Annotated in this window: 20 protein-coding genes; 8 read left to right on the top strand and 12 right to left on the bottom strand. The window is 72.9% G+C overall.

The genetic code is table 11. From position 1 onward, the window contains the following. Positions 1-100 precede the first annotated feature (100 nt). The 5 genes from ACFRAV_RS21075 to ACFRAV_RS21095 all read right to left on the bottom strand — a co-directional run bounded on the left by ACFRAV_RS21075 (position 101) and on the right by ACFRAV_RS21095 (position 7,352). Complete coding sequence (locus tag ACFRAV_RS21075; RefSeq protein WP_382557788.1) at positions 101-2,437, bottom strand: cellulose binding domain-containing protein; 2,337 nt, start codon at positions 2,435-2,437, stop codon at positions 101-103. Positions 2,438-2,695: 258 nt separating this feature from the next. Next, positions 2,696-3,673, bottom strand: coding sequence for an NAD(P)H-dependent flavin oxidoreductase (locus ACFRAV_RS21080; RefSeq protein ID WP_382557790.1), 978 nt, complete (start codon positions 3,671-3,673; stop codon positions 2,696-2,698). 15 nt (positions 3,674-3,688) lie between these two features. Beyond that, positions 3,689-4,831, bottom strand: a complete 1,143-nt coding sequence (locus ACFRAV_RS21085) for an acyl-CoA dehydrogenase family protein (RefSeq protein WP_382557792.1) — start codon at positions 4,829-4,831, stop codon at positions 3,689-3,691. Between the two features lie 31 nt (positions 4,832-4,862). Then, a complete protein-coding gene (locus tag ACFRAV_RS21090) occupies positions 4,863-5,453 on the bottom strand; it encodes a TetR family transcriptional regulator (protein ID WP_351113230.1) in 591 nt (196 codons plus the stop codon). A gap of 81 nt (positions 5,454-5,534) precedes the next feature. Next, a complete protein-coding gene (locus ACFRAV_RS21095) occupies positions 5,535-7,352 on the bottom strand; it encodes an AMP-dependent synthetase/ligase (protein ID WP_382557794.1) in 1,818 nt (605 codons plus the stop codon). 286 nt (positions 7,353-7,638) lie between these two features. On the opposite strand from ACFRAV_RS21095, the gene ACFRAV_RS21100 reads away from it, so the two are divergent. Further along, entirely contained in the window at positions 7,639-8,847 is a 1,209-nt protein-coding gene (locus ACFRAV_RS21100; RefSeq protein WP_382557796.1) for an acetyl-CoA C-acetyltransferase, read from the top strand. Between the two features lie 97 nt (positions 8,848-8,944). Next, a complete protein-coding gene (locus ACFRAV_RS21105; protein WP_382557798.1) occupies positions 8,945-11,110 on the top strand; it encodes a 3-hydroxyacyl-CoA dehydrogenase NAD-binding domain-containing protein in 2,166 nt (721 codons plus the stop codon). Here ACFRAV_RS21105 and ACFRAV_RS21110 read toward each other — a convergent pair. Next, a complete protein-coding gene (locus tag ACFRAV_RS21110) occupies positions 11,101-11,760 on the bottom strand; it encodes a TetR/AcrR family transcriptional regulator (RefSeq protein WP_382557800.1) in 660 nt (219 codons plus the stop codon). The two genes, ACFRAV_RS21105 and ACFRAV_RS21110, sit on opposite strands and share 10 nt — an antisense overlap. 198 nt (positions 11,761-11,958) lie before the next feature. On the opposite strand from ACFRAV_RS21110, the gene ACFRAV_RS21115 reads away from it, so the two are divergent. From ACFRAV_RS21115 to ACFRAV_RS21130, 4 genes are all read left to right on the top strand, one after another. Continuing rightward, a complete protein-coding gene (locus ACFRAV_RS21115) occupies positions 11,959-13,194 on the top strand; it encodes an oxygenase MpaB family protein (protein ID WP_382557802.1) in 1,236 nt (411 codons plus the stop codon). 22 nt (positions 13,195-13,216) lie between these two features. Then, on the top strand, positions 13,217-14,446 hold the full coding sequence (locus tag ACFRAV_RS21120; protein WP_382557803.1) for an oxygenase MpaB family protein: 1,230 nt from the start codon (positions 13,217-13,219) through the stop codon (positions 14,444-14,446). Between the two features lie 505 nt (positions 14,447-14,951). Then, the gene (locus ACFRAV_RS21125; protein WP_382557805.1) at positions 14,952-17,306 is read left to right on the top strand and encodes a molybdopterin cofactor-binding domain-containing protein; all 2,355 of its coding nucleotides are present in this window, start codon (positions 14,952-14,954) and stop codon (positions 17,304-17,306) included. A gap of 16 nt (positions 17,307-17,322) precedes the next feature. Further along, positions 17,323-17,796 carry a (2Fe-2S)-binding protein gene (locus ACFRAV_RS21130; protein ID WP_382557807.1) on the top strand — a complete coding sequence of 158 codons (474 nt, stop codon included), beginning with the start codon at positions 17,323-17,325 and terminating at the stop codon, positions 17,794-17,796. A 71-nt stretch (positions 17,797-17,867) separates the two neighbouring features. Here ACFRAV_RS21130 and ACFRAV_RS21135 read toward each other — a convergent pair whose 3' ends face one another. The 4 genes from ACFRAV_RS21135 to ACFRAV_RS21150 all read right to left on the bottom strand — a co-directional run bounded on the left by ACFRAV_RS21135 (position 17,868) and on the right by ACFRAV_RS21150 (position 21,930). Continuing rightward, complete coding sequence (locus ACFRAV_RS21135; RefSeq protein WP_351113219.1) at positions 17,868-18,671, bottom strand: SAM-dependent methyltransferase; 804 nt, start codon at positions 18,669-18,671, stop codon at positions 17,868-17,870. 78 nt (positions 18,672-18,749) lie between these two features. Continuing rightward, a complete protein-coding gene (locus ACFRAV_RS21140) occupies positions 18,750-19,232 on the bottom strand; it encodes a GNAT family N-acetyltransferase (RefSeq protein ID WP_382557809.1) in 483 nt (160 codons plus the stop codon). 108 nt (positions 19,233-19,340) lie between these two features. Then, the gene (gene polX, locus ACFRAV_RS21145) at positions 19,341-21,113 is read right to left on the bottom strand and encodes a DNA polymerase/3'-5' exonuclease PolX (protein WP_382557811.1); all 1,773 of its coding nucleotides are present in this window, start codon (positions 21,111-21,113) and stop codon (positions 19,341-19,343) included. Between the two features lie 76 nt (positions 21,114-21,189). Beyond that, entirely contained in the window at positions 21,190-21,930 is a 741-nt protein-coding gene (locus tag ACFRAV_RS21150; protein ID WP_382557813.1) for an SDR family oxidoreductase, read from the bottom strand. A 96-nt stretch (positions 21,931-22,026) separates the two neighbouring features. Between ACFRAV_RS21150 and ACFRAV_RS21155 the strand changes: the two genes are divergently transcribed. Beyond that, positions 22,027-22,635, top strand: a complete 609-nt coding sequence (locus tag ACFRAV_RS21155; RefSeq protein WP_382557815.1) for a TetR/AcrR family transcriptional regulator C-terminal ligand-binding domain-containing protein — start codon at positions 22,027-22,029, stop codon at positions 22,633-22,635. A gap of 39 nt (positions 22,636-22,674) precedes the next feature. On the opposite strand, the gene ACFRAV_RS21160 is transcribed toward ACFRAV_RS21155, so the two are convergent. Then, positions 22,675-23,676 carry a DUF5937 family protein gene (locus ACFRAV_RS21160; RefSeq protein WP_382557817.1) on the bottom strand — a complete coding sequence of 334 codons (1,002 nt, stop codon included), beginning with the start codon at positions 23,674-23,676 and terminating at the stop codon, positions 22,675-22,677. Positions 23,677-23,731: 55 nt separating this feature from the next. On the opposite strand from ACFRAV_RS21160, the gene ACFRAV_RS21165 reads away from it, so the two are divergent. Then, positions 23,732-25,072 (top strand): MFS transporter, encoded by a 1,341-nt coding sequence (locus ACFRAV_RS21165; protein ID WP_382557819.1) that lies wholly within the window; start codon positions 23,732-23,734, stop codon positions 25,070-25,072. A 142-nt stretch (positions 25,073-25,214) separates the two neighbouring features. Here the strand turns inward: ACFRAV_RS21165 and ACFRAV_RS21170 are convergent, their stop codons facing one another. After that, positions 25,215-26,435 carry an SfnB family sulfur acquisition oxidoreductase gene (locus ACFRAV_RS21170; protein ID WP_382557821.1) on the bottom strand — a complete coding sequence of 407 codons (1,221 nt, stop codon included), beginning with the start codon at positions 26,433-26,435 and terminating at the stop codon, positions 25,215-25,217. Between the last annotated feature and the right edge of the window lie 502 nt (positions 26,436-26,937).

A 26,937-nucleotide genomic window follows, 5' to 3' on the forward strand; every position in this document is an offset into this window, starting at 1 on the left:
GGGGCGCGCGGGGGGGGGGTGCGGGGGGGGCCGGGCGCGCCCGGTTTGCCGCCCCCCCGCCGCCCCCGCCGCCCCCCCCCCACGTCCGGCGCTCAGGCCGTCACGGCGTGTACACCGACGGCCGCGGCGCGGTGGGCATGCCGTCGCCGAGGAAGAAGCTCGGGTGCGGGGGCTGGTTGTAGGCCGTGTTCTGCCAGGCCACCGCCACCCGGTACTGGGTGTCGTGCATCAAGGTGGTGATGCGCCGGCTCGTCTCGTTCGGCGAGGAGTACACGCGCAGGGCCCGGTTGTCGGTGGTGGGCCAGACCGCCTCCTCACGCCAGTCGCCGAACAGGTCCGCGGTGAGGGCCGGGTTGGCCTTGGTGCCGTTGTTGGAGTGGACGCCCGAGGCGGTCAGCAGGCGGGTGTCGGAGCCGGTGCCGTACTTGTCGATGTGGGTGCCGTCGAGGAGTTCGCGCACCGGGTCGCCGTCCCACCAGATCACGAAGTTGCTGGAGGACGGCTTGCGGCCGATGTTGCGGCCCTTGGTGTCGGACAGGCCGGAGACCGCCGAGGACCAGGACTCCGCCCCGGGGCTGCCGGCGTACACGTCGGCCGAGACACCGCGGCCGTTGTCGCAGCCGCAGGAGGCGTGGCTCCACAGGATCTGGCCGGTGCGGGCGTCGGCGACCCAGTCGGCGTACTTGCTGCCGTCCTCGTCGACCTTGAACACCTCGAGACCCGCGTGGGACGGGTCGAGGTCGCCGACGTGCAGGGCGTCGCCGTGGCCCTGTCCGGTGTTCCACAGGCCGCGGCCGGTGTCGTCCAGGGTCATCGCCCCGTAGACGATCTCGTCCCTGCCGTCGGCGTCCACGTCGGCGACCGAGAGCTGGTGGTTGCCCTGGCCCGCGTAAGAGCTGTTGCCGCTCGCGTTGCTGTCGAAGGTCCAGCGGCGGGTGAGCTTGCCGTCGCGCCAGTCCCAGGCGGTGACGACGGTGCGGGTGTAGTACCCGCGGGCCATGACGAGGGAGGGCCGCTGCCCGTCGAGGTAGGCGGTGCCGGCGAGGAAACGGTCCACGCGGTTGCCGTAGTTGTCGCCCCACGAGGAGACCGTGCCGCGCGGCGGCTCGTAGTTCACCGTCTGGAGGGCCGCGCCGCTCTGCCCGTCGAAGACGGTCAGGTACTCCGGGCCGGCCAGGACGTAGCCGGAGGAGTTGCGGTGGTCGGCGCTCGCGCTGCCGATCACCTTGCCGGCTCCGTCGACGGTACCGTCGGCGGTCTTCATCGCCACCTCGGCCCTGCCGTCGCCGTCGTAGTCGTAGACCTGGAACTGCGTGTAGTGGGCGCCGGAGCGGATGTTGCGGCCGAGGTCGATGCGCCACATCCGGGTGCCGTCGAGCTTGTACGCGTCGACGATCGTGTTGCCGGTGTACCCGGACTGGGAGTTGTCCTTGGCGTCGGTCGGGGTCCACTTGACGACGAACTCGTAGCGGCCGTCCCCGTCGAGGTCGCCGACGCTGGTGTCGTTGGCCTCGTAGGTGGAGGAGCCGCTCGCGTTCGAGCCGCCCGGCGGGGGCGAGATCGGCACGTCGCGGTAGCCGCTCGCGAGGGCAAGGGAGGCCGGGGAGGCGGCCTGCTCGGCGCCGCCCACCACGGCCCGCACGGTGTACGAGGCGCTCGCGGACGCGCCGGCGTCGAGGAGGTTCGTGGCGCCGGTCAGCGGGGAGGAGTTCACCTTCGTCCCGTCGCGGTACACGTTGAACGCGACGTCGCCCGGGTCGGTGGCCAGCCAGCGCCAGGACACCAGGTTGCCGGTGCCGCTGCGCACCGAGACGACGCCCCGGTCGAGCTTCTCGACCTGCCGGCCCTGGCCGGCGGGCGCGGTGGGTCCGCCCGTCGAACCGCCGGTGGTGCTCCCGCTCGTGGCCCCGGAGGTCGACGACCCCGAGGTGGTGCCGGACGTGGTGCCGGACGTGGTGGAGCCCGACGTCGAACCCGACGTGGTCCCCGAGCTGGTGCCGCCGCTCGTCGTGGAGCCGTCGCAGACCGTGCCGTTGAGGGTGAACGAGGACGGCACCACCGGCGTCGCCGAGCCGGACAGTGAGCCGTTGAAGCCGAAGCTCACCGTGGCGCCGGAGGCGATGGACCCGTTGTAGCTCAGGTTCTTCGCCGTCACCTCGGTGCTGCCCAGGGTCACGTCGGCGCCCCAGGCCTGGGTCACCGCCTCGCCGCCGGCCATCGTCCACCGCAGCGACCACGCGGTGACCGGGTCGCCGAGGTTGGTGATCTCGACGTTGGCGCCGAACCCGCCCTGCCAGGCGTTGGTGACGGAGTAGTTCACCCGGCAGCCGCCCGCCGCCTCGGCGGCGCCGGCCGACAGCTGCGTGGCCCAGATCGCGGCGCCCGCGACGAGGGCGCCGGCGGTCAGCACCGCGGCCGGGCGTAAGGCCGAGGACACACCTCGGGGAGTCTTGGTTCTCACTGGTCCTCCGGAGGACATGGGGGGGAGACGGGAGCCGTCCCGCGCCCCGGAACGGACGGTGGGAGCGCTCCCAGGAAGTCGGGGACCATCAACCCAGACACCGCTGCCGCCGTCAACGGCCGGGACCCGGTTGGCGCGAAAGTTTCGGACCGGGAGGGTGGAGCGGCTGCCGCACGGCGGAGGGGAGCCCGCGGCACCGGGCCTCCCCTCCTCTCCCGCGGCGGGCAGGTGCGGTCAGTAGGCCCGCCGCGCCTCGGCGAGGCGGCCGGTGATCAGGTCCTCCGCCTCCGCCACGATGCGCTGGACGAGCCGGCGGACCGTGGGGATGTCGTCGATCAGGGCCTGGGCGAGACCGGCGCTCCAGATGCCCGCCTCCAGGTCGCCCTCCTCGAACACCCTGCGACCCCGCGCACCGGCCACCAGGTCCCGCACGTCGGGGAACTGGCCGCCCTCGGCAAGCACTTCGACGACCTTGCGGCTGACCGTGTTGCTCGCCACCCGGGCGGTGTTGCGCAGCGGACGGAAGATCAGCTCGGTGTCGAGTTCGCCGGCCTCGACGATCCGCTCCTTGACCCGCCGGTGCACCGGCGCCTCCTCGGTGCACAGGAAACGGGTGCCCATGGTGACGCCCTCCGCGCCCAGCGCGAGCGCCGCGACCAGTCCGGCCCCGTCGGTGAAGCCGCCGGAGGCGATCACCGGGACGCTCAGCCGCCGGGCGGCGGCCGGGACGAGGATCAGGCCGGGGACGTCGTCCTCGCCGGGGTGGCCGGCGCACTCGAAGCCGTCGATGCTCACCGCGTCCACGCCGATGCGCTCGGCCTTCACCGCGTGCCGGACGCTGGTGCACTTGTGCAGCACCTTGACGCCGTGGGCGTGCAGGTCCGGGAGGTGCTCCTCGGGGCTGGCGCCGGCCGTCTCGACGATCCGCACCCCGGACTCGACGATCGCCCGGCGGTACTCGTCGTAGGGGGGCGGGCTGATCGACGGCAGGATCGTCAGGTTGACCCCGAAGGGCTGGTCGGTCATCTCGCGGCAGCGCGCGATCTCCCGCGCCAGCGCCTCGGGCGTGGGCTGGGTGAGCGCGGTGAGGAAGCCGAGCGCGCCCGCCTCCGCGACGGCGGAGACCAGCTCCGCCCGGCCCACCCACTGCATCCCGCCCTGCACGATCGGGTGCCGCACCCCGAACATCTCGGTGAAGCGTGTCCTCAGCATCGCCGCCCCCGCCGCCTACAGTCCGTACGTCTTGCCGATGATGTCCCGCTGGATCTCGCTGGTGCCGCCGTACACCGTGGAGACGACGGTCTGGCGCAGCAGTCCTTCCATGCCGTACTCGGTGGCGTAGCCGTAGCCGCCGAGCATCTGCATGCCCTCCAGGGCGACGTGCTTGGCGAGTTCCGTGCACTTGAGCTTGGCCATGGACGCCTCGCGGGCGAAGACGCGGTCCGGTGCGGCGTCGATCGCGGCGGCGGTGTCGTCCAGCAGCAGCCGGGCGCACTCGAGTTCGGTGGCCATGTCGGCGATGCGGTGCTTGAGGGCCTGGAAGGAGCCGATCGGCCGGCCGAACTGCTCGCGCCGGCGCACGTAGTCGAGGGTGTCGTCGAAGGCGCGGCGGGCGACGCCGAGCATCAGCGCGGCGAGGATCATCCGTTCCAGGTTGAGCCCGGCCATCAGCTGGCCCCAGGCCTGGCCGACCGTGCCGACGACGGCCGAGTCGGGCAGGAAGCAGTCGGTGAAGTAGAGGTCGTTGACCTCCTTGCCGCCCATCGTCTCGATGCCGTGGATCCGCAGGCCCTCGGCGTCGGTGGGCACCATGAACTGGGTGAGCCCCTGGTGCTTGGAGTCCTCCCGCGAGGTGCGGGCGATGAGCAGGATGTGGTCGGCGAAGTGGGCGTTGGAGCACCAGGTCTTCTGGCCGTTGACCAGGTAGCCGCCGTCGACGCGCTCGGCGCGGCAGGTGAGCGCGCCCACGTCGGAGCCGGCGCCGGGCTCGGACATCGAGACGGCCTCGACCCGACCGCGCACCACCCCTTCGAGGATGACGCGCTTCTGCTCCTCGGTGCCGAACTTCTCGTAGGCGGCCGCGGTGATGATCGTCGTGCCGAAGCCGCTGATGGGGGCGCGCCCGTAGGCGGTCTCCTCCAGGAAGAGGCACAGGTCGACCATGCCCTGGCCGGCGCCGCCGTACTCCTCGGGGAGGGCGATGCCGAGCCAGCCGAGGTCGGCCATCTTCTCGTACAGCCGCTGGTTGTGCGGTTCCTGGCCGTTCGCGGTGAGCTTGTCGCGCTGCTCCTTGGTGCCGCACTCGCGGCGGCAGAAGTCGCCTATCGCCTTGACCAGGTCGCGGCGCTCGTCAGTCAGGACTCGGGGCATGGGGGTGCTTCCTCCTTGAGAGGCGGTTCGGTCACTCGTCGTCCCGCACGGCCGGGAAGACCGTGTTCACCAGGTGCAGCACGGTGCGGGTCAGCATCACGTGCAGGTCGCTGCGGCTGAGCGTGGAACGCACCAGCCACTCGCGGGAGGCGGCCTTGAGCATGCCGCCGTGGGCGCGGATCATCGCCCGGAGCTTCTGCCGTCCCTCGACGACGTCGGTCATCATGGCGGCCTCGAGGACCCGGTCGGTGGCGATCTCGTCGGCCTCGAGCATGATCTGGTCGATCTCGGGGTCGTTGCCGAGGGCCTCCAGGCCGATCGCGGAGAGCCACATGTCCCGGTTGCGCTCGACGACCTCGAGCCACCGGTCCACGCAGATGGAGACCCGCTCCTCGGCGGTGGTGGGCGGCAGCCGCTCGGAGACGGAGGCGGGGATCACCATCATCTGGCGCACCACCTCCAGGTACAGCTGCCGCTTCCCGCCGAAGTAGTGGTTGATCAGCGCCCGTGCCACCCCGGCCTCGGCCGCGATGTCCGAGGTGGACACCGTGGCGTAGCTGCTGGCCCCGAAGAGCCTGCGGGCGACGGCGAGGATCTCCGCCCTGCGGGCGTCCGGATCCATCCTGCGTCGTTGTACCTGGCGCTGACCGCCCATGGCGTCCATCCCTCTCGTCGGTCCGCCGTCGTCGTGTCGACGGCCGACCTATGTGTACATCGACTCGATCGTCGTGGCGTGCAGCCGGTCGACGTCCCTGCGGCGCAGGCTCAGCTTCGGGGTCAGCTCGCCGGACTCCGCGGTCCACGGGCCGGGCAGGACCCGGTGCCGCTTCACCTGCTCGGGGCGGGCCAGCCGCGCGTTGGCCTCGGCGACCGCGGCGTCGAGGGCGGCCAGCACCTCGGGGTGGCGGGCCAGTTCCTCCAGGCCGCCGGCGTCGATGCCGTTGGCCTTCGCCCACAGGGGCGCCATCTCCTCGTCGAGCACCAGCAGTGCCGTGATGTACGGGCGCCGGTCGCCGATCGCGACGGCCTGGGCGACCAGCGGGTGGGCGCGCAGCAGGGACTCCACCTTGGTGGGGGCGATGTTCTTGCCCCCGTCGGTGATGATGATCTCCTTCTTGCGGTCGGTGACGGTGACGATGCCCCGGTCGTCGATCGTGCCGACGTCGCCGGTGGCCAGCCAGCCGTCCGCGTCGGCAGCCGGCTCGATGCCGCCCTCGGCCCGCAGGTAGCCGGGGACCACGACCGGGCCGCGGACGAGGAGTTCGCCGTCCTCGGCGGCCTTCACCTCGATGCCGGGGCCGGGCCGGCCGACCGCACCGAGGGCGAACGCGCCGGGGATGCTCACGGTCGCCGCGCCGGTGGTCTCGCTCAGTCCCCACACCTCGTACACCGCGAGTCCGACGCTCGCCAGGAACTCCAGGACGGCGGTGGGGATGGGGGCGGCGCCGCTGAAGGCGCGGCGGCACTCGTCGAAGCCGACGGCGGCGCGGATGGGCAGCAGCACCTGTTCGTCGGCCTGCCGCAGCGAGTCGGCGACGTCCTCGGGCACCTCGCGGCCCTCGGAGCGCAGCCGGAACGCCTCCAGGGCGAGCTTCTGCGCCTGCCCCACGGCGGCGGCCCGTTCCCCGGTGAGCGTGGAGAGCTTCGCCCGCAGCCCGGCGGCGAGTTTCTCCCAGACCCGGGGGACGCCGAAGAAGCCGTGCGGGCGCACCTGGAGCAGTCCGGGCAGGAGTTGGGCCGGGTCGGGGCAGATCGTGACGTGGCCGGCGTTGCAGATCGGCATGTAGATGCCGAGCACCCGTTCGGCGATGTGCGCCATCGGCAGGTAGGCCAGTGTCCGCGGGTGCTCGGGGACGGCGACCAGTTCGTCCTGCATGAGCGACTCGTAGATGACGTTGCGGTGGGTGAGCACCACGCCCTTGGGGTCGCCGGTGGTGCCCGAGGTGTACACGACGGTCAGCGGCTGGTCGGTGGTGACGGCGTCGGTGAGCGCCTCGAAGGCCGCCTCGTCGGGCTTCACGCCGCCGCGCACGGCCTGGTAGCTGACGAACCGCTCGTCGCCCTCGGGGGCGACGGACCAGTCGAGGACGACGACGGCCCGCAGGTCGGGAAGGTCGTCGAGGACGGGGCCCCAGCGGCGCATCTGCTCCTCGCCCTCCAGGACGAGGACGGTGGCCGCGCTGTGCCGGGCGACGAAGCGGATCTGCTCGGTGCTCAGGGTGTCGTAGGTCGAGCAGGACAGCGCCCCGAGGTGGACGGCGGCCAGGTCGGCGACCCAGTGCTCGGCGCGCTTGGACATCGCGATCAGCATGCGCTCGCCCTCGCGCAGGCCGAGCGCGGCGAGACCGCGGGTCAGGGCGGCGACCTCGGCGCGCAGCTGGAACCAGGTCAGCGTGCCCTCGTCGGGGCCGACGCCGGTGGTGAGTGCGGGAAGTGCGGGGAACTGCTCGGCGTTGCGCCGTAGCAGCCTGGGAATCGTCGACCCTTCGACGGTCTGCTGCAGTTGCTCTGCTATGGCCACGGCGGGCTCCCTCCATCGCGAACCGTGAGCGGACTCCTCGAGCGGGGCCCACAGTGGACCGGGGATTGGCCGGGTGTCAATAGACCGCGCGCCGACGAGCGTGACTTCCTGCTGAAGCCCACAACTACCTTGCACCAACGGGCTTGTGTCGCAACGGGAGCTATTGACATAGCGCCAACAACTGCCCTTTCCTGTTGCTCGCCGGATGCTCCCGCGGGCCGTCGCACCGCTTCTGCGGCCGGCTCCGCGGGAGCACGTCGCACCGACAAGAGGAAGTGCGAGGACAGTGACCGAGGCATTCATCTACGACGCGATCCGCACCCCACGCGGCAAGGGCCGCGGAGGCGCACTGCGCCACGTCAAACCGGTGTCGCTGGTGACCGGGCTGATCGACGAGCTCCGCCGCCGCCACCCGCAGCTCGACCCCGCCCGGATCGACGACATCGTGCTCGGCGTCGTCTCGCCGGTCGGCGACCAGGGCATGGACGTCGCCAAGACCGCCGCGCTGGTGGCCGGGCTGCCGGACCACGTGGCCGGGATGCAGCTCAACCGCTTCTGCGCCTCCGGCCTGGAGGCCGTCAACGTGGCCGCGCAGAAGGTCCGTTCGGGCTGGGAGCAGCTGGTGCTGGCCGGCGGCGTGGAGTCCATGTCGCGTGTGCCGATGGGCAGCGACGGCGGGGCGATGGCCGCCGACCCGGAGACGGCGTACGACACGTACTTCGTGCCGCAGGGCGTCGGCGCGGACCTGATCGCGACGATCGAGGGGTTCACCCGCGAGGACGTCGACCGCTACGCGGTGCGCTCCCAGGACCTGGCCGCCAAGGCCTGGTCCGGCGGGCACTTCGCCAAGTCCGTGGTGCCGGTGCGCGACCGCAACGGGATCACGGTGCTCGCCGAGGACGAGCACCCGCGTCCGGGGACGACGGTGGAGACGCTGGCCGCGCTGAAGCCCTCGTTCGCCGCCGTCGGCGATCTGGGCGGCTTCGACGCGGTGGCGCTGCAGAAGTACCACTGGGTGGAGCGGATCGAGCACGTCCACACCCCGGGGAACTCCTCGGGGATCGTGGACGGTTCGGCGCTGGTCCTGGTCGGCTCGGAGCGGGCCGGGGCGGAGCTCGGCCTGACCCCGCGCGCCCGGGTGGTCGCCACCGCGGTCAGCGGCGCCGACCCGACGATCATGCTCGTCGGCCCGGCCCCGGCGACCCGCAAGGCGCTGGAGCTCGCCGGGCTGACGGTGGACGACATCGACCTCTTCGAGATCAACGAGGCGTTCGCCTCGGTGGTGCTCCGCTACGTCCAGGACCTCGCCCTGCCCTGGGAGAAGGTCAACGTCAACGGCGGCGCGATCGCCATGGGGCACCCGCTCGGGGCCACCGGGGCGATGCTCGTCGGCACCGTCGTGGACGAGCTGGAACGCCGCGCGGCGCGGCGCGCGGTGGTCAGCCTCTGCGTCGGCGGCGGCATGGGCATCGCCACCGTGATCGAGCGACTGTGACCCCGCCGCGCCCGCGGGACCTGCCGGACCCCCTCGGCTCGCTGGACCCGCCGGACCCGCTGTGGTCCGTGCCCACCTGGAGAGGAACGCCGTACCGATGCCGCACACGAACATGATCGCCTGGGAGCAGGACGCCGACGGCGTCGTCGTGCTGACGATGGACGACCCCGGCCGGCCGGTCAACACGATGAACCGCACCTGGACCGACTCGATGGGCGCCACCCTCGACCGGCTCGAGGCCGAACGCGACGGCGTCACCGGTGTCGTCCTCACCTCCGCGAAGAAGAGCTTCTTCGCGGGCGGCGACGTCGACTTCATGAGCCGGGCCCGGCCGGAGAACGCCGCCGAACTGGCCGAGACCTGTGCCCTGCTGAAGTCGCAGCTGCGCCGCCTGGAGACGCTGGGCCGGCCGGTCGCCGCGGCCGTCAACGGCACGGCGCTGGGCGGCGGGCTGGAGGTCGCGCTCGCCTGCCACCACCGCGTCGCGCTGGACGTCCCGGACAGCCGCATCGGGCTGCCGGAGGTGACGCTCGGACTGCTGCCCGGCTGCGGCGGGGTCAGCCGGACGGTGCGGCTGCTGGGGGTGCGGACGGCGCTCACGGAGGTCCTGCTGCAGGGGCAGCGCTACCGGCCGGCCGACGCGCTGGCCAAGGGCCTGGTCCACGAACTCGCCGCGAAGCGCGATGAGTTGCTGGCGAAGGCCAGGCAGTGGGTGCTGGACCATCCGGACGCCGCCCAGCCCTGGGACCGTCCCGGCTTCCGGATCCCCGGCGGGGACCCCTCGCACCCGAAGCTCGCGGCGGCCCTTCCGGCCTTCGCGGCGAACCTGCGCAAGCAGCTCAAGGGGGCGCCGATGCCGGCGCCCCGCAACATCCTGGCCGCGGCCGTCGAGAGCGCGCAGACCGACTTCGAGGCCGGGGAGCGGATCGAGACCGCCTACCTGGTGGAGCTGATGACCGGCCAGGTCGCGAAGAACATGATGCGGGCGTTCTTCTACGACACCCAGCACATCGCGTCCGGCCGCAGCCGCCCGGCCGGGCACCCGCCGCACACCGCGCGCCGGGTCGCCGTGCTGGGCGCGGGCATGATGGGCGCGGGCATCGCGTACTCCTGCGCCCGAGGCGGCCTGGAGGTGGTCCTGAAGGACGTCTCGCCCGAGGCCGCCGAACGGGGCCGGCGGTACTCCGAGAAGCTGCTCGCCAAGGCCGTCGCGCGCGGCCGGACGAGCCGGGAGGAGGCGGACGCCGTCCTTGCCCGGATCACCCCGACCGCCGAGGCCGCGGACCTGGCCGGCTGCGACCTGGTGATCGAGGCCGTCTTCGAGGACCCCGCCCTCAAGCACCGGGTGTTCGCCGAGATCGAGCACGTGGTCGCACCGGACGCACTGCTGGGCTCCAACACCTCCACGCTGCCCATCACCCAGCTCGCCGAAGGGGTGGGCCGGCCGGAGGACTTCATCGGCCTGCACTTCTTCTCGCCGGTCGACCGGATGCCGCTGCTGGAGATCGTCACCGGCGCGAAGACCGACGAGCGCACGGTGGCCCGGGCGCTCGACCTCGCGGCGCGGATCGGCAAGACGCCGATCGTGGTCAACGACAGCCGGGGCTTCTTCACCAGCCGTGTCATCGCCCGGTTCCTCGACGAGGCGGTGGCGATGGTCGGCGAGGGCCTGCACCCCGCCTCGGTGGAGCAGGCCGGCTCCCAGGCGGGCTATCCGGCGCCGCCGTTGCGGCTGATGGACGAGCTGACGCTGACGCTGCCCCGCCGGATCCGGGAGGAGACCAGGGCGGCGGTGCTCGCCGAGGGCGGGCAGTGGCGTCCGCACGGCTCGGAGGCGGTGGTGGACCGCATGATCGACGAGTTCGGGCGCGGCGGGCGCTCCTCGGGCGCCGGCTTCCACGCCTACGAGGACGGACGCCGCACGGGTCTGTGGCCGGGCCTGTACGAGCACTTCACCAGGCCGGGACGGGAGATCCCGTTCGAGGACATGAAGGAGCGGATGCTCTTCGCCGAGAGCCTGGACGCCGTGCGCTGCCTCGACGAGGGCGTCCTGCGCTCGGTGGCGGACGCCAATGTCGGATCGATCCTGGGCATCGGCTTCCCCGCCTGGACCGGCGGCGTGCTGCAGTACGCCAACGGCTATCCGGGCGGCCTGCCCGGCTTCGTCGCCCGGGCCAGGGAGCTGACCGACCGGTACGGGGAGCGGTTCGAGCCGCCCGCCTCCCTGGTGGCGCGGGCGGAGAGCGGGGAGCTCTACGAGTGAGCCGGGCGCGGTGGCTCGAGCATCGGCACCAGGAACCGCCGGGCCACCGCGCGCATCTGCTCGTCGTCCTCGAGGTCGACGACGTGACTCGGGATGACCAGGAAGGACGCGGAGATCCGCACCATCATCTCGGCCACCAGATCGACGTCGACGTCCTCGGAGACGTTCCCGGCCTGCTGCTCGCGGCGCAGCCCTCCGGCCAGGAACTGGCGGACCGCGGCCAGGGTGCGGCCGCCGTCGCTGGTCATGGACGGCACCACCGCGTCCGGCTCGACGGCCATCAGGCCGCCGATGAGGGCGTTGCGGCGGATGGCGCGCAGCGAGCTGACGAAGCCCAGCTCGACCCGGTCGGCGACCGTCTCGGCGCCCTGGACGTCGTGCACGAACCGGTCGAAGTAGCGCCGGAACTCCCGCCGGACGACCTGCTCGACCAGTACGTCCTTGGTGGCGAAACGGCGGTAGACGGTGATGCGGGAGACGCCGGCCAGCTTGGCCACGTCCGCCATGGTGGACCGCTTGATGCCGATCCGGCAGAACTGCTCGTAGGCGGCGTCGAGCAGGCGCGCGGCGATGTCGTCGTCCGGATCCGCGCCCTCGACGGCCTCGGTGAACGCTATCTCGATCAGCGACGGGACGTCCGAGGAGGTCATGAGCACCGACCGTACAGGCTGCGTGCGGGCTCCCGCCCCCTCCGGTTGTGCCAGTGCCACGGGTTCCTCCCTGATGCCGTCGAACCTCTGGCGTTCATGACCCGCTTGTGCTCATCTGGAGATACAAAGAAACGGGTCGTGTTTCACGATATCAAACGGGACGAGCGCGGCACGGGACCCGAGGAGGAGTCGGAAGTCATGGACGGACTCAGCAGGCGCAGGATGCTGCTCACCGGCGGCACGCTGGGGGTGTTCGGGGCGCTGGGCCTGGCGTCCCCGGCCGGGGCCAGGTCCCTGTGGACCTGGTCGCCGGCCGGATCGGTGGCGGGCGCCGGTGCGGGCGTCGACCCCGAGTGGGTGTGGGACGAGGAGGTCGACCGGCTGATGGCCTCCGTGCTCGACCGGGGCGACGTGGCCCGGGTCAACGAGGCGCTGCGCGGGTGGACCCGCAACGACCAGCCGGCGCCCACGGGCCTGCCCGCCGACGTGCGGGACTGGGCGGAGGAGGCCCGCCGGCTGCCGTCCTGGGCGGACCGCTCGAAGCTGGAGCTGGCGGCCGACTTCAACAAGCGCCGGGGCGTCTACCTCAACCTGCTCAACGGGGTGGGCGGCGGCATGCTCAGCACCGCCATCCCCCGCGAGGCGCGAGCGGTGTACTGGTCCAAGGGCGGCGCCGACATGGAGGACCGGGTCGCCAAGACCAGCCTCCTGGGCTTCGCCGTCGGCGCCCTGAACGCCTACCGGCCCGACGGCAAGGTGATCGTGGAGTCGGTCAAGACGCGGATGGTGCACGCCGCCGTGCGGCACCTGCTGCCGCGGTCGCCGGGCTGGGCGGCCACCAGCGGCGGCCAGACCGTCCCCATCAGCCAGGCCGACATGATGGTCACCTGGCACAGCCTGCCCACCTACGCGATGCGCACCCTGCTGCAGTGGAAGGTGCCGATGCCCGCCGCCGACAAGGAGGCGTACCTGCACCTGTGGCAGGTGAGCGCGCACATGCTCGGTATCCGGGACGAGTACATCCCGGCCACCTGGGACGACGCCAACGCCCAGTACCGGCAGGTGCTCGAGCCGATCCTGACCTCCACGCGCGAGGGCGTGGAGCTGACCGACATCCTGCTCGGCCAGCTCGCCGAGCAGACCAGCCCCGGCGGCATCGACCGGCCGCTGTGCGACGCGCTGGCGCGGTACCTGGTCGGCGACGAGATCGCCGACATGGACGGCATCGGGCGCGAGCCGTTCTGGGAGGGGGCGATCCGCACCGCCTGGCCGGCCCTGGTGGCCTTCCGGGAGAAGCTGATCCCGCTCCCTCTGGTGCCGCCGCTCGCCTGGACGATCGACGAGGCCGTCCGCCAGTACATCCTCTTCTACCTGACCAAGGGGCAGGGCACGCACATCGAGATCCCCGACACCAACCGTCCCACCGACGCGTGACATTCCCGAAGGAGTTCACACCATGGCAGACATCGACAGGCGGAGATTACTGCTCGCGGGCGCGGGCGGCGCGCTGGGCGCGTTCGGCGCGCTGAGCCTGGCCTCGCCGGCCCGGGCCAGGTCCCTGTGGACCTGGTCGCCGGCCGGCTCCGTGGCCGGCACGGGCGCGGGCGTCGACCCCGAGTGGGTGTGGGACGAGGAGGTCGACGCGGTCGTCGCGAACCTGATCGACCGCGGTCAAGTGCCCCTCGTCAACGACCTGCTGCGCGACTGGGTGCGCAACGACCAGCCGCTGCCGGCCGGCCTCCCCGGGGAGCTGCGGGCCTGGATGGAGGAGGCCCGCAAGCTGCCCACCTGGGCGAACACCACCAAGCTCCAGGCGGCGGTCGACTTCACGAAGAAGAAGGGGCTCTACACCGGCGCCCTCTACGGCCTGGGCAGCGGCCTGCTGTCCACCGCCATCCCCCGCGAGGCCCGCGCCGTGTACTACTCCAAGGGCGGCGCCGACATGAAGGACCGGGTGGCCAAGACCGCCCAGCTCGGCTACGACGTCGGTGACGTGTACGCCTACAAGCCGCAGGGCGGCATGATCGCGACCACCGTGCGCACCCGCCTGGTGCACGCGGCCGTGCGCCACCTGCTGCCGCAGTCCCCGGGCTGGTCGCAGACCAGCGGCGGGCAGAGCATCCCGATCAGCCAGGCCGACATGATGGTGACCTGGCACAGCCTCCCTACGTATGTCATGAGCAGGCTGAAACAGTGGAGGGTGCCGATCTCGGCCGCCGAGTCGGAGGGCTTCCTGCACGTGTGGCAGGTGACCGCCCACATGCTCGGCATCAAGGACGAGTACATCCCCGCCACCTGGGCCGACGCCAACGCCCAGTCCGCACAGGTCCTCGACCCGATCGTGGCCCACACGCCCGAGGGCGCGGCGCTCACCGACGCGCTGCTCGGCATCATCGCCGAGGTGGACGCCGGCCTCACCGAGCCGCTGATCAACGCGTTCTCCCGGTACATCGTCGGCGACCGGGTCGGCGACCTCATCGGCCTGGACCGCGAGCCGCTCCTCCAGCCGATCGTCAGCGGCGCCTGGCCGCTGGTCGTGGCCTTCCGCGAGGCCCTCATCCCGTTCCCGGGCGTGCCCTCCATCGCCTGGGTGCTGGAGGAGGCGCTGCGCAAGTTCGTCCTGCTCTTCATGGCCGAGGGACGCCCCATCCACCTCGAGATCCCCGACGCCAACCGCCCCCTGTGACCCGCTCCGCCCGCTGACCCGCCCCCCACGAGCGAGGGGGCCCCGGTTCCTTCACGGGACCCCCTCGCTTCCTCCCTTGCCGTCATGGCGCGCCCATGGAAAGGTGCGCGCCTGAACCGTTCCTGTGCAGTGAGTGGGAGTGAGCCCACTCACTGGCGCGCCCCGAACGGTCTTGGGCGAACTGGTCCCCGGCGTACTCAACCCCGGGTGGCGACACGCATCCTGTGCGTGTTCCGCTCCCGGGAGGCCAGTTCCCTGCACGGCCTGGCCCGACGGGTGGGCCAACGGCGGGCGGAGAGGGCCTGCCCCATCACTCCGGTGGAACAGGAGCCCCGCTCGCTGACGCCGCACCCGGCGATCCAGATCGCGAAACCACGCTAACCCACCCACGTCAAGCACCCACAAGCCCCGCCGACATCAATCGCACGATCGAGCTAATTCGACTTTGTACCCGATACCTGACAGCCAGCTCGAACCCCCCTTCCACGACGGGACGTCGACGAACATGCGCAGTGACGAGCGGGAGCCCGGGTCCGCCGCGCGGCCGGCTCCACCGCGCGGCGGGCGGCCCCTGGGCCGGCGCCGCTTCCTCGGCTACGTGCTGGCCGCGCCCACCCTGGTGACCGCCGCCGAGATCGTGGCGGCCCCGCCCGCCGGTGCGGCCACGCCGCCCTCCGAGGGCGCGGCCGTGGAGATCCCCTCCCCCGAGATCACCGAACTGGTCGACCTCAACGACGTGATGACCCTGGCGGCGCTGCCCACCTCGGCCCTGATCACCGTCGAGGTGCACCAGGACGGCACGGTGTCCTTCGCCCTGCCGCGCGCCGAGGTCGGCCAGGGCATCACCACCTCGACGGCGATGCTGATCGCCGAGGAGATGGACGTGCCGGTGGACCGGGTCCGGGTCACCCTGGCCGACGCGCGCCCCGAGCTGCTCTTCAACCAGCTCACCGGCGCCTCCAACACCACCATCTCGACGTACACGCCGATCCGGGTGGCCGCCGCCGTCGCCCGGCAGCGGCTGCTGCTGGCCGCGGCCGGGCGGCTCGGCGCGCCGGTCGGCGACCTTACGCTGAAGGCCGGCGTCGTCACCGGACCCGGCGGGAGCCGCGTCGGCATCGGGGACCTGTCCGCGCCGGCCGCCGCCCTGCGCACCGAGCGGGTGTCCGTGGAGCTCAAGGCGACCGACGAGTTCACCGTCGTCGGACGCCCGCACAACCGCGTCGACGCGCTCGCCGCGGTCACCGGCCGCAAGAGGTTCACCATGGACCTCGACGTCCCCGACGCCCTGCCGACCATGGTGTGCCGCCCGCCGACGATCAACGGCAGGCCCGGCGAGGTCGCCAACCTCGCGGAGGTCCGCGCCATGCCGGGCGTCACCGACGTGGTGACGGTCTCCACGGGCGTCGCGGTGCGGGCGCGGACCTTCGGGCGGTGCATCGACGCCGTGCGCGCCCTGCGGGTGGCGTGGCGGCCGGGCACCGCGGAGGGCAAGTCCGACGCGACCGTGCTGCGCGAGCTGCGCTCCGCCGAACCCCCCATGGGGCTGCCGCCGTTGACGCCGAGCGTGGAGGGCGAGTTCACCTTCCACTTCCGCAGCAACAGCGCGCTGGAGACCAACTGCGCGATCGCCGACGTGCGGTCGGACCGCGCGGAGATCTGGGCGTCGCTGAAGTCGCCGGTCGTCGCCCAGGAGACCCTCGCCGTCAAGCTGGGGCTGCCGGTGGGCTCGGTGCGCGTCCATGTCACCGAGGGCGGCGGCTCGTTCGGCCGCAAGCTCTTCTTCGACGCCGCGCTGGAGGCCGCCGAGGTCTCGAAGAAGATCGGCAAGCCGGTCCGGCTGATGTGGCACCGCGCCGACGACTCCCGGCAGGGCCGCACGCACCCGATGGCCCGCTCGCGGGTGCGCATCGATCACCTGGGCCCGACCGTGCTCGGCTACAAGCAGCGGCACACCGGCGTGGCCACCGACCTCGGCCACGGGCTCGGCGAGCTGCTCACCTCGGTGGCCGCGCAACTGCCGATCGGCGACGCCACCTTCGCCCAGACCTTCTTCCAGCTCTCGCAGTCGATGCCGTACCGCTTCGGCGCCAACAGCCGCCTGCTGAACGAGGTGGACAAGGGCTTCAACACCGGCAGCATGCGCAACGTCTACTCCCCCGACGTCACCTGCGCCCGGGAGCTGATGGTGGACAAGCTCGCCGCGAAGCTGGGACGGGACCCCTACGAGTTCCGGCGCGACGTCCTCCAGGACGACCGGGCCCGGGCGGTGCTGGAGGCGGTCGCGGAGGCCGGGAAGTGGGGGCGCGCCATGCCGGCCGGCACGGCGCAGGGCATCGCGCTGCACACCGAGTACCACTCCGCCAACGCGGTGCTTGTGGAGATCGACTGCCGCCCGGAGACGGTGAACCGCCCGGTCCGCGACGGGGTGGCCGGGCCGCGCGTCACGCGGGCTGTCGTCGCCGTGGACGTGGGGCTGACCGTCAACCCGCGCGGCCTGGAGGCCCAGATGCTGGGCTGCCTGATGGACGGCATCGCCCTGACGCTGACGTCGAGCCTGCACCTGCGCGACGGGTACTTCCTGGAGGCCAGCTGGGACAACTACTTCTACACCCGGCAGTGGAACGCCCCGCCGGAGGTGGAGGTGATCGTCATGCCGGACACCACCGGCAAGCCGGGCGGCGCCGGAGAGCTGGGCGTGGCCGCCTCGATGGCCGCGGTCGCCTGCGCCTACGGGCGCGCCACCGGCACCATGCCGACCAGCTTCCCGGTCAACCACGGCACGCTCTCCTTCGAGCCCAAGCCGACCGTCCCGCCCGTCCCGGCCTCGCCCACCGACGGCCTCGACCACGTCCGCTGACTTCTGGGAGCGATCCGTGCCCGTGCACACTTTCCGGCTCAACGGCGAGCAGGTCACCGTGGAGGCCGACGACGACGAGCGGCTGCTGTGGGTCCTGCGCGACCTGCTGGGCGTCACCGGACCCAAGTACGGGTGCGGCATCAACGTCTGCAAGGCCTGCACCAGCCACCTCAACGGCCGTGCCATGAACCCCTGTTCGGTCCCGGTGAAGGACCTGTCCCCCGGCGACGAGGTCACCACCATCGAGGGCCTGGCGGACACGGTGGACGCGGAGCTGCACCCCATGCAGCAGGCGTGGCTGGACCAGGACGTCGCCCAGTGCGGCTACTGCCAGCCGGGCCAGATCATGGCCGCCGTCGCCCTGGTCCGCCGTGTCGCCGAGGAGGGCCGCGGCATCACCGAGGCCGACCTCGACACCATCCGCAACATCTGCCGCTGCGGGACCTACCCGCGCATCCGGGCCGCCATCAAGGCGGCGGCCGGGATGTGACGGGAGGCCCCGCGGGGGGCCGGCCCCGCAGGCGGCCAGGACTTGCGGGCGGTCAGGGCTTGCGGGCGGTGTCAGGGCTTGCGGGCGACTCCGCACACCGCGTGGGCCGGGGCCTCCGGCATCGGACCGGACAGGTGCGGCCGCCAGTCGGCGGACCGGACCACGCCCGGCTCCACCAGCTCCAGGCCGTCGAAGAAGCGGGCGATGTCCTCGGCGGGGCGCAGGTGGTAGTTGTGCGCGGACTGCGCGTTGTACGCGGCCACCGCCGTGTTCAGCGCCTCGCTGGTGTCCGTGCCGTCCGAGAGGGCCAGGTAGCTGCCGGACGGCAGGGCCTCCACCAGCGTGCGCACCACGCCCCAGGGGTCGTCCTCGTCGGGCAGCTGGCCCATGATCCCCAGCAGCGTCAGGCCCACCGGCCGGCTGAAGTCGAGGGTGCGCGCCGCCTCCTCGAGGATCCGGTGCGGATCCTTCACGTCGGCCTCGACGTAGTCGCAGGCGCCCTCGGGCCCGCTGGTGAGCAGGGCCTGCGCGTGCACCAGGACCAGCGGGTCGTGGTCCACGTAGACGATCCGGCTCTCCGGGGCGATCCGCTGGGCCACCTCGTGGGTGTTGTCCGCGGTGGGCAGACCGGTCCCGATGTCCAGGAACTGCCGCACGCCCGCCTCCCCGGCCAGGAACCGCACGGCCCTGCCGAGGAAGACCCGCTGCTGCCGGGCGACCGCCGCGAAGTCGGGGAACGTGGTGAGGATCGCCTCACCGACCTCGCGGTCGGGAGGGTAGTTGTCCTTGCCGCCGAGGAGGTAGTTCCACACCCGCGCGGAGTGGGGGCGGTCGGAGCGCAGCCGGTCCGGCTTTTCCTGTTCGAAGAGACCCATGCGCGCAGCCTCACACGAGCCGGGCGATCTTCGCCATAGCTTGCGGGAATCCAACAGGCTTTCGCCTACGTCTCGTTGTCAGACGACTCCCTGCCCGGCGGACGGTGCGACGGCCGGGGCCTCCTTGCGCAGGTGGACCATGCCCAGGTGCGGGGCGACCCGTTCGGTGCGGAAGGGGCGGTACCCGGCGGCGGTGTACAGGGCGATCTGCTCGGTGCTGCGGTCGCCCGTGAACAGCTCCAGCCGCTCCGCGTCGCCCGCCCGTTCCTCGACCGCCGCCAGCAGCCGGCGGCCGAGGCCGCGCCGCTGGAGGCGCGGATGGACCACGAGCCGGCCGATGTGGAAGGCGTCGCCCTGCCGGCGGCCGCGGACGGAGCCGACCACCTCGCTGCCGAGCCTCACCACGAGCAGCACGCCGGCCCGGTGGTCCTCGCGCACGCCCGCCAGGTCCTGGGTGAGGGGCGGGAGCGTGTGGTCGTCGTACCGCACCGCCTCGCCCTGGTAGGCGAGGTACTGGAGTTTCAGTACGCCCTCGAGGTCGTCCGGTGTCGCGTCCGACACCGTCAACTCCCCTGTGTCCGGCTGCATCCCGGCCCCCCGTGTGATCGTCGTGGCGCGTCACCCTGGCACACCGCGGCCGGAGGCATCCATTCCCGGGAGGCTTTCCGGTCAGCCGCGGCGGCCCTTGCGCAGGAAGCGGCGCAGGCGGGTGAGCGGCCAGGTGGTGATCACCTCGTCCGCGGTGAGCCGGCCCCGTCGCGCGGTGCCCACGCCGAAGCGCAGGTGACGCAGGTCGGGGACGGAGTGCGCGTCGCTGTCGATCGCGAACCGCACGCCGTGCCGACGGGCCCGCAGGATGTCCTCGTCGCGCAGGTCGAGGCGGTTGGGGTGCGCGTTGATCTCCATGGCGGTGCCGGTGCGGGCGCACGCGGCGAACACCTCGTCGAGGTCGAACTCGATCCCCGGCCGCTTGCCGAGGATGCGGGTCGTGGGGTGGCCGATGATGTTGACGTGCGGGTTCTCGCAGGCGCGGACCAGTCGCCGGGTGAGTTCCTCGCGGCTCTGGCGGAAGTGCGAGTGGATGGATGCCACGCACACGTCGAAGCCGGCCAGGAACTCGGCCGGCCAGTCCACCTCGCCGTCGGGGTCGATGTTCAGCTCCACCCCGTGCAGCAGCCGCATCCCGCCGCCGCGGTCGGTGCGGCCCCGTTTGCCGTAGGCCCCGTCGAGGGCGCGGACCTGCTCGCGCTGGGCGAGGATCCGCTCCTCGGTCATCTGCTGCATGGACAGGTCGGGCGCGTGGTCGGTGACCGCGTAGTAGGCGTGCCCGAGTTTCGCGGCCTCGGCGACCATCTGCTCCAGCGGGGCGAGGCCGTCGGTGAGGTCGGTGTGAGTGTGCAGGTCGCCGCGGAGGTCGGACTCCTCGATCAGCTCGGGCAGACCGTCACCGCGCCCGGCCCTCTCCTCGCGGGCTGCCTCGATCTCGCCGCGGTCCTCCCGCAGCTCGGGCGGGATCCAGGGCAGGTTCAGGCGGGCGTAGACCTCCTCCTCGGTCCGCGAGACGATCTTCTCGCCGCTCTCCGCGTCGAACAGCCCGTACTCGGACAGCTTGAGCTTCTCGCGCACGGCGATCTCCCGGACGCGGATGTTGTGCGCCTTGGAGCCGGTGAAGTACAGCATCGCCGCCCCCCAGGAGTCGGGCGGCACGACGCGCAGGTCGACGGCGAGGCCCCTGGCCGTGCGGACCGAGGTCTTGGCGGGGCCGCGGGCGGTCACCTCGGAGACGTACGGCAGGGCGGCGAAGGCCTCCATGAACGGCTCGGAGTCCTCGGCCGCGACCAGCACGTCGACGTCCCCGATGGTCTCCCGGCCCCGGCGCAGCGACCCGGCGTACTCGCACCGCAGGCAGCCGTCGATCCGGGACAGCGTGGCGACCACGTCCTCGGCGAGGTCGAGGGCCGCGTCGATCAGCACCCGGTCGCCGGCGGATCTCATGAGCTCCACGCCGTGGAGGATGTTCTCCTCGGTCCTGGGGCCGAATCCCTTGAGGTCGCGCAGCCGCTCGGCGTGGATCGCCTCGACGAGCTCGTCGACGGAGGAGACCCCCAGTTCCTGGTGCAGGGTGTAGGCCTTCCTGGGGCCGAGCCCCGGGATCGCCGTCAGCCGTCGCACGCCCTCGGGGATCTTCGCCCGCAGCTTCTCCAGCGCGGGGAAGTCGCCGGTGGAGAGGTACTCGGTGACCTTGTCGGCGATCGACCGGCCGACCCCCGGGATCTCCCGCAGCCCCTTGGCGTCGAGCGTGCGGACGTCGGCGTGGTGCCCGCCGACCGCGCGCGCCGCCTTCTCGTACACGCGCGCCTTGAAGGCGTCTCCCCCGGTGATCGCGATCAGGTCCGCGTACTCCCGCAGGAGCTCGGCGACCTCGTCGTTGGACCTGGCCATGGGGGACGAGTGTGCAGGATCGGCGGCTTCATGCACGGCGGGGCGCCCGGGCCGGGCATCCGGGCGGGGAGGAGGCTCAGGCCAGGCCGCCGTTGGCGAAGAGCACCTGGCCGTTGACCCAGCGGCCGGGCCCGGCGAGGAAGGCGACCGTCTCGGCGATCTCCTCGGGGGTGCCGAGCCGCTCCGCCGGGTTCATGGCGGCGATCGCGTTGATCTGCTCCTCGCTCTTGCCGTCCACGAAGAGCGGCGTCGCGGTGGGGCCGGGGGCGACGGCGTTGACGGTGATGTCCTTGCCCCGCAGTTCCCGCGCCAGGATCAGGGTCATCCCCTCCACGGCCGCCTTGGAGGCGACGTACGCCGCGTAGGCGGGGAACTGGGTGCGGGTCACCGACGTGGAGAAGTTGACGATCGCCCCGCCCGGCCGGAGCCGGAGCGCCGCCAGCTGGGACACCACGAAGGCGCCGCGGATGTTGGTCCGGTGCATCCGGTCCAGGTCGGCGAGGTCCAGCGTCGCGACGGACGACAGGAGCATGATCCCGGCGGTGTTCACGACGACGTCGATCCCGCCGAAGGCCTCCTCGGTGGCGTCGAACGCCCGGGCCATCGCCTCCTCGTCGGCGACGTCCCCGCCCACCGCGATCGCCCGGCCCCCGGAGGCGGTGACCTGGTCACGGGCCTCCTCGGCCCGCGCCGCGTTGCCCGCGTAGTGCACGGCCACGGCGTACCCGTCGGCGGCCAGCCGCTCCACGACGGCCCGCCCGATGCCGCCGGACCCGCCGGTCACCAGGGCCACCCGTCCTGCGGTGTTCTCGGTCATGACTGCACTCCTCATAGAATATGGACGTACTGTTCATATGAAAGGCTACGGCGAAATGAACAGACTGTCCACAAGACGAGCGGGGTGACGTGAGTGATGTCCGAGAACGAGACCGCCACGGGCGGGCGGCCCGGCCGCGGTCGGCGGCCGGCGGCCGAGGTGCGCGCTGCCGTGCTCGCCGCGGCGGGCCGGATCCTGCTGGACGAGGGCCTGCAGGCGCTCACCTTCGACCGGGTGGCCCGGGAGGCGGGGGCGAGCCGGACGACCCTCCACAAGTGGTGGCCCTCCCCCGGCGCGCTCGCCGCGGAGGCGTACTTCGCCCGCAGCCGTCCGGTGCTCGACTTTCCCGACACGGGCGACCTGCGCGCCGACCTGATCACCCAGCTCGGCGCCTTCGTCCGCTGGCTGAAGGAGGAGGGCGCGGAGCGGCCCGTCTCCGAACTGGTCGGCGCCGCCCAGCTCGACCCCGGCCTGGGCCGCGCCTTCGCCGAGGAGTACGGGCGCCCCCGCCGCGAGCTGGCCCGCGCCCGGCTGCGCACCGCCCAGCGGCAGGGGCTGCTCCGCCAGGACGCCGACCTCGACATCGTGGTCGACCAGCTGTGGGGCGCCCTGTACCACCGGATGCTGGTCCTCAAGGCCCCGTTCGACGCGTCGGTCGTCCCCCGCCTGGTCGACCACGCCCTCCACGGGGCGGCGCCTCGGTAGACCGGGGTGTCCGGGCCATGCCCTGCGGTCGCGCGGCGTTCAGCGACGTGGCACGGCACCGTCGCCCGCGGCGTCGACCAGCACCTGGCCGGCCCGGGTGCGGGAGTACAGCACCTCCCTGCCCGAACGGTGCGAGCTCACCAGGCCGGCGGCGCGCAGGGCAGTCAGGTGACGGGAGACCCCGCCGGGCGTCAGGCCGGTGCGGGCCGCGAGGGCGGTGGTCGAGGCGGGGGCGGCCAGCTCGGTCAGCAGGATCGCGCGGGAGCGTCCCACCACGCCCGCCAACGCGTCGGGAACCCTCGTCCGCCGGGCCTGCCACAGGGTGCCCACGGCCCGTGGCGGGTAGCGCAGCGACGGCTGCCACGGCTCGTCGAGCACGGAGAACACACGGGGCCACACGAAGGCGGAGGGCACCAGGAGCAGGCCCCGGCCGTCGAGCCGACGGGACCGGCGCACACTGCGGTGCGCCAGCCGCAGGCCTCCCTCCGTCCAGGTGACCTGGGGGTCGAGATCCGCGAAGAGATGCTGGGCCCCTCCCTCGACCAGGCGTCCGGCGCGGTAGCGGATGTCGTCCTCGAGCATGGTGACGACACGCGGCCAGTACGCGGCGAGCGCCAGCTCCCAGTAGGCCTCCACGGCGTCCGCCAGCCGCCGGAGCTCACCGGCCGGATCGGCCCGCAGGGCAGCCATCCTGGCGGGCGGCACCTCCGCGGTGGTCCGCAGCAGCTCCGGCGGGGTGGCCCGGACGGTTGCCAGTTCCATGTCCAGCGAGGGCAGCGGAGTCGTCGGAGGCGGGCAGAGGAAGCCCGGAACGGCGCCCACCCACGGCGATCCGGCCGTGGCCGGCACGAGGTCGAACAGCGGCCGCAGGACGGTCCGCGCCGATGCCAGCCGGGGGCGCACGCGCTCGGTCCAGACACGATGGATGCCGTGGTCGTCGGCCCCCTTGACCACCCGCACACTCGCGACGGCCTCCCAGAGCGGAGAGATGGCGAAGCGGGTCCGCGCCACGTCGGCGACGTCGAGCGCAATCTCGATCATTGACCCCACGGTAAATCAATTGGCCGCGGTGGAAGTCCCGTTCAGCATCCCGGACATGACCGGCACCCTTCCTTCCGCGTCCTCGCCATGGCGGCTGCGTGACTTCCGCGTCCTGTTCGCCGCCGCCTCCCTCAGCCATCTCGGCGTCAACGTCGGCTACGTCGCCCTGCCGCTGCTCGCCGTCACCGTCCTCGACGCGGGGCCCGGCCAGGTGGGCGCACTGGGCGCGCTCTCCACCGTGGCGTTCCTCGTCCTGGGGCTGCCCGCGGGCGCATGGGTGGACCGCCTGCCCGCCCGGCGGGTGCTGGTGGCGGCCGACGCCCTGCGCGCGGCGCTGTTCGCCTCGGTCCCGGTCGCCTGGTGGCTCGGCGTGCTGTCGCTCCCACAGCTCTACGCGGTGGCGGTCCTCAACGGCTGCGCCACCGTCTTCTTCGACGTCGGCTCCCAGAGCGTGCTGCCCCAGCTCGTCGGCCGGGAACGGCTGGTGCGCGCGAACTCCGCCATGGTGGGCCTGATGGCGGGCGCGCAGATCGCCGGGCGCGGCGCGGGAGGTCTGCTGGTCCAGTTGCTGGCGGCGCCGCTCGCGATCCTGGCCGCGGCCGTCGCCTACCTGGCCGCGGCCTTCGGGCTGACCGGGATCGGCCGTGGACAGAGGGGCGACGGCCGGCCCACCGCGCAGGCAGGGCGGCACCCCGGTGCGCCGACACGGAACCGAAGCCCTCGGCTGCGCACCGAGATCGGCGTAGGGCTGCGCCACGTCCTGGGCGACCGGGTGCTGCGCGCACTGGTGCTGACCGCCGCCCTCGCCAATGTCGGCTCGCAGACCGTCAACGTCATGCTGCCGGTGCTGTTCAGCCGTGAACTGGGCCTGCCGGCCGGGGCACTCGGTACGTACTGGGCGGCAGGGGGCGTCGGCCTGCTGCTCGGCGCGGTCCTCGCCCGTCCTCTCGCCGCGCGCCTGGGACACGGCCGCGCACTGGCCTGGTGCGGATGCTGCGTGGCTCCCGTGGCGCTCGTGATCGGCCTGGTGGGCGAAGGGCCCCGGCTGTGGGCGGCGGGCGCGGCCTGGACGGTCGTCATGGCCAAGATCGGCGTCGACAACGTCCTCGGGGTCTCGCTGCGACAGCAGGTGACGCCCGACGCGCTGCTCGGCCGGATGAACGCCACCTTCCGGTTCGCGCTGACCGGTTCCATGGCCGTGGCGGCCGTCCTCGCAGGGCTCCTGGGGCAGCTCGCGGGTGTCCGCGCGGCGGTCTGGGCAGGTGCGGTCTGTATGGCCGGCGCGTTCCTTCCCGTCTTCCTGTCCCCACTCAGAACCCTGCGGAAGCTCCCCGCCGCACCCACCTCCGGATGTGGTTCCGCCTCCGGTGCGCAGGGGACGACGACCGAGGCGTGAGGTGCCGCGAACGGCCGGCTTCCCGACCGTGGGCCCCGAGCGGAATCACCGCTCCCCCTGCGCGCGGCGTCGAACAGGGGGAGTGCGTGCGGGGCCCTGTGCGTGATCCGCCGGGCAGGTCCCCGGGGACGGGCGCCGGCGGTCAGAGGAGGCCGTGGCGGGGTGGGCGGGTGCCGTGGAGGGTGTGGCGGCCGATGTGCTGGATCTTCCAGCGGGCGGGGTCGTGCAGGGTGTGGGTGCGGGCGTCGCGCCAGTAGCGGTCGAGGCGGTGGGAGGCGAGGGCGGAACGGGTGCCGGAGACCTCGAAGAGGGCGTCGGCCACCTCCACGGCAGCCTTCCCGGCCGTCACCTTCGCGGCCGCCACGGCGATCGACGCCTCGGCCGCGGTGTCGTCGGTCAGGTCCGCGCGGGCCGCGTCGACGGCGCGGGACGCCGAGCTCAGCAGCGCCTCGGCGGCTCTCACCTGGACGGCGAGCTCGCCGAAGCGCTGGATCAGCAGCGGGTCGTCGAAAGCCTCGGGGTAGCCGGCCTCCACTCCCTCGAACCACGGGCGGGACTTGGTCCGCACGAACGCCACCGCCTCGCCGAGGGCGCCGTCCGCGATCCCGGCGTCGATCGCCGCGTGCAGCAACTGGGCCACGGCGCCGTGCAGTTGCGGGCCGCGGAAGGTGAGGTGGTGGGGCAGGATCCGGTCGGCGGGCACCCGCACCGCCGCGAGCCGGACGGTGCCGCTGGCCGTGGTGCGCTGGCCCATGCCGTCCCAGTCGTCGACGACGGTCACCCCTTCGGCGTCCCGCGGCACGTAGGCGACGTGCGGTTCGCCGTCCTCGGCCCGGGCCAGCACGGGGATCCAGTCGGCGAACAGGGCGCCCGTGCAGTAGTCCTTGGTCCCGGTGAGCAGGTACGAGCCGTCACCCAGGGGCTCGAGCCGGGTGCGGATGTCCTGGACGTGCCGGGTGCCTGCCTCGGACTGGGCGTTGCCCAGGCGGGCTCCGGCCAGGATCTCGCCGAAGAAGAACTTCCGCTGCTCGTCGGTGCCGTGCCGGCGCAGGACGTTGACGTACACGAAGTGGCTCTGCGGGATCTGCGCCAGGCTGGCGTCCGCGGAGGCGAGCAGGCGGAAGATCTCGGTGAGGGTCTCCTGACGCACGTCCGCGCCGCCGTACTCGGCCGGCACGGTCACCCCCAGCAGGCCGGACGCCGAGAGCTCCCCCAACTCCTGTTCCGGAAGCCGCCGTTCGGCGTCCCGGTAGGCGGCCTCGGGCCGGAACAGCTCGGCCAGCTCAGCCGCGACGGCGAGGGCCTCCGCGTCGTCGGCGATCACGTGGGCGGGCGGGGACAGGTACGGGACGGTGGCTGTCATGGTCTCTGCTTTCCGTCGGGAACGCCGGGTGGCGTGGGTGGGGGGTGGGGGGTGCGGTGCGGGGGCGCAGGTCGAGGGCGGACGCGCGGGGCGACTCCCGGCAGTCCGCTCCCGGCCGGCTCCCGGTTCCTGCCCCCGGGCCCTTCCCGCCGGGCGGCGGGGGCGACGACGGCTGCTATGGCCCCGCAGCCGTCGCGTCGACAGGTGGGCCGTGCGACGAAGGGCCCCATCCGGTTCACCGGTCCTTGCCCAGCGACGGGGGATGCCGACCGAGCGTCCTCGGCTACGACCGGGACACGGGAGCCCCATCGGGACGGACGGGGAGCAGGGCGGGGAGCGCGCGGTGCGGGCGACCTGGCGGCACGGTGGAGGCCGGGTGCGCGGGTGCGCGGAAAGGCCGGGGCGCCGGCTGCGTCAGTACGTGCGACAGAGTGCCGCGGCGACCCTGACCAGGTCGACACAGCGGCGGGAGGTGAGCGTCCGGCGCAGCATGCACCGATGC

Source organism: Streptomyces sp. NPDC056600 (assembly GCF_042792855.1).
GTDB lineage: Bacteria > Actinomycetota > Actinomycetes > Streptomycetales > Streptomycetaceae > Streptomyces.

Excerpts from the sequence above, each read along its gene's own strand:
- ACFRAV_RS21120 (WP_382557803.1), top strand. The coding sequence starts at position 13,217 with ATGGCAGACATCGACAGGCGGAGATTACTGCTCGCGGGCGCGGGCGGC.
- ACFRAV_RS21155 (WP_382557815.1), top strand. The coding sequence starts at position 22,027 with ATGTCCGAGAACGAGACCGCCACGGGCGGGCGGCCCGGCCGCGGTCGG.
- ACFRAV_RS21080 (WP_382557790.1), bottom strand. The coding sequence starts at position 3,673 with ATGCTGAGGACACGCTTCACCGAGATGTTCGGGGTGCGGCACCCGATC.
- ACFRAV_RS21150 (WP_382557813.1), bottom strand. The coding sequence starts at position 21,930 with ATGACCGAGAACACCGCAGGACGGGTGGCCCTGGTGACCGGCGGGTCC.
- ACFRAV_RS21165 (WP_382557819.1), top strand. The coding sequence starts at position 23,732 with ATGACCGGCACCCTTCCTTCCGCGTCCTCGCCATGGCGGCTGCGTGAC.
- ACFRAV_RS21170 (WP_382557821.1), bottom strand. The coding sequence starts at position 26,435 with ATGACAGCCACCGTCCCGTACCTGTCCCCGCCCGCCCACGTGATCGCC.
- ACFRAV_RS21160 (WP_382557817.1), bottom strand. The coding sequence starts at position 23,676 with ATGATCGAGATTGCGCTCGACGTCGCCGACGTGGCGCGGACCCGCTTC.
- ACFRAV_RS21115 (WP_382557802.1), top strand. The coding sequence starts at position 11,959 with ATGGACGGACTCAGCAGGCGCAGGATGCTGCTCACCGGCGGCACGCTG.
- ACFRAV_RS21125 (WP_382557805.1), top strand. The coding sequence starts at position 14,952 with ATGCGCAGTGACGAGCGGGAGCCCGGGTCCGCCGCGCGGCCGGCTCCA.
- ACFRAV_RS21110 (WP_382557800.1), bottom strand. The coding sequence starts at position 11,760 with ATGACCTCCTCGGACGTCCCGTCGCTGATCGAGATAGCGTTCACCGAG.
- ACFRAV_RS21135 (WP_351113219.1), bottom strand. The coding sequence starts at position 18,671 with ATGGGTCTCTTCGAACAGGAAAAGCCGGACCGGCTGCGCTCCGACCGC.
- ACFRAV_RS21085 (WP_382557792.1), bottom strand. The coding sequence starts at position 4,831 with ATGCCCCGAGTCCTGACTGACGAGCGCCGCGACCTGGTCAAGGCGATA.
- ACFRAV_RS21090 (WP_351113230.1), bottom strand. The coding sequence starts at position 5,453 with ATGGATCCGGACGCCCGCAGGGCGGAGATCCTCGCCGTCGCCCGCAGG.
- ACFRAV_RS21105 (WP_382557798.1), top strand. The coding sequence starts at position 8,945 with ATGCCGCACACGAACATGATCGCCTGGGAGCAGGACGCCGACGGCGTC.
- polX (WP_382557811.1), bottom strand. The coding sequence starts at position 21,113 with ATGGCCAGGTCCAACGACGAGGTCGCCGAGCTCCTGCGGGAGTACGCG.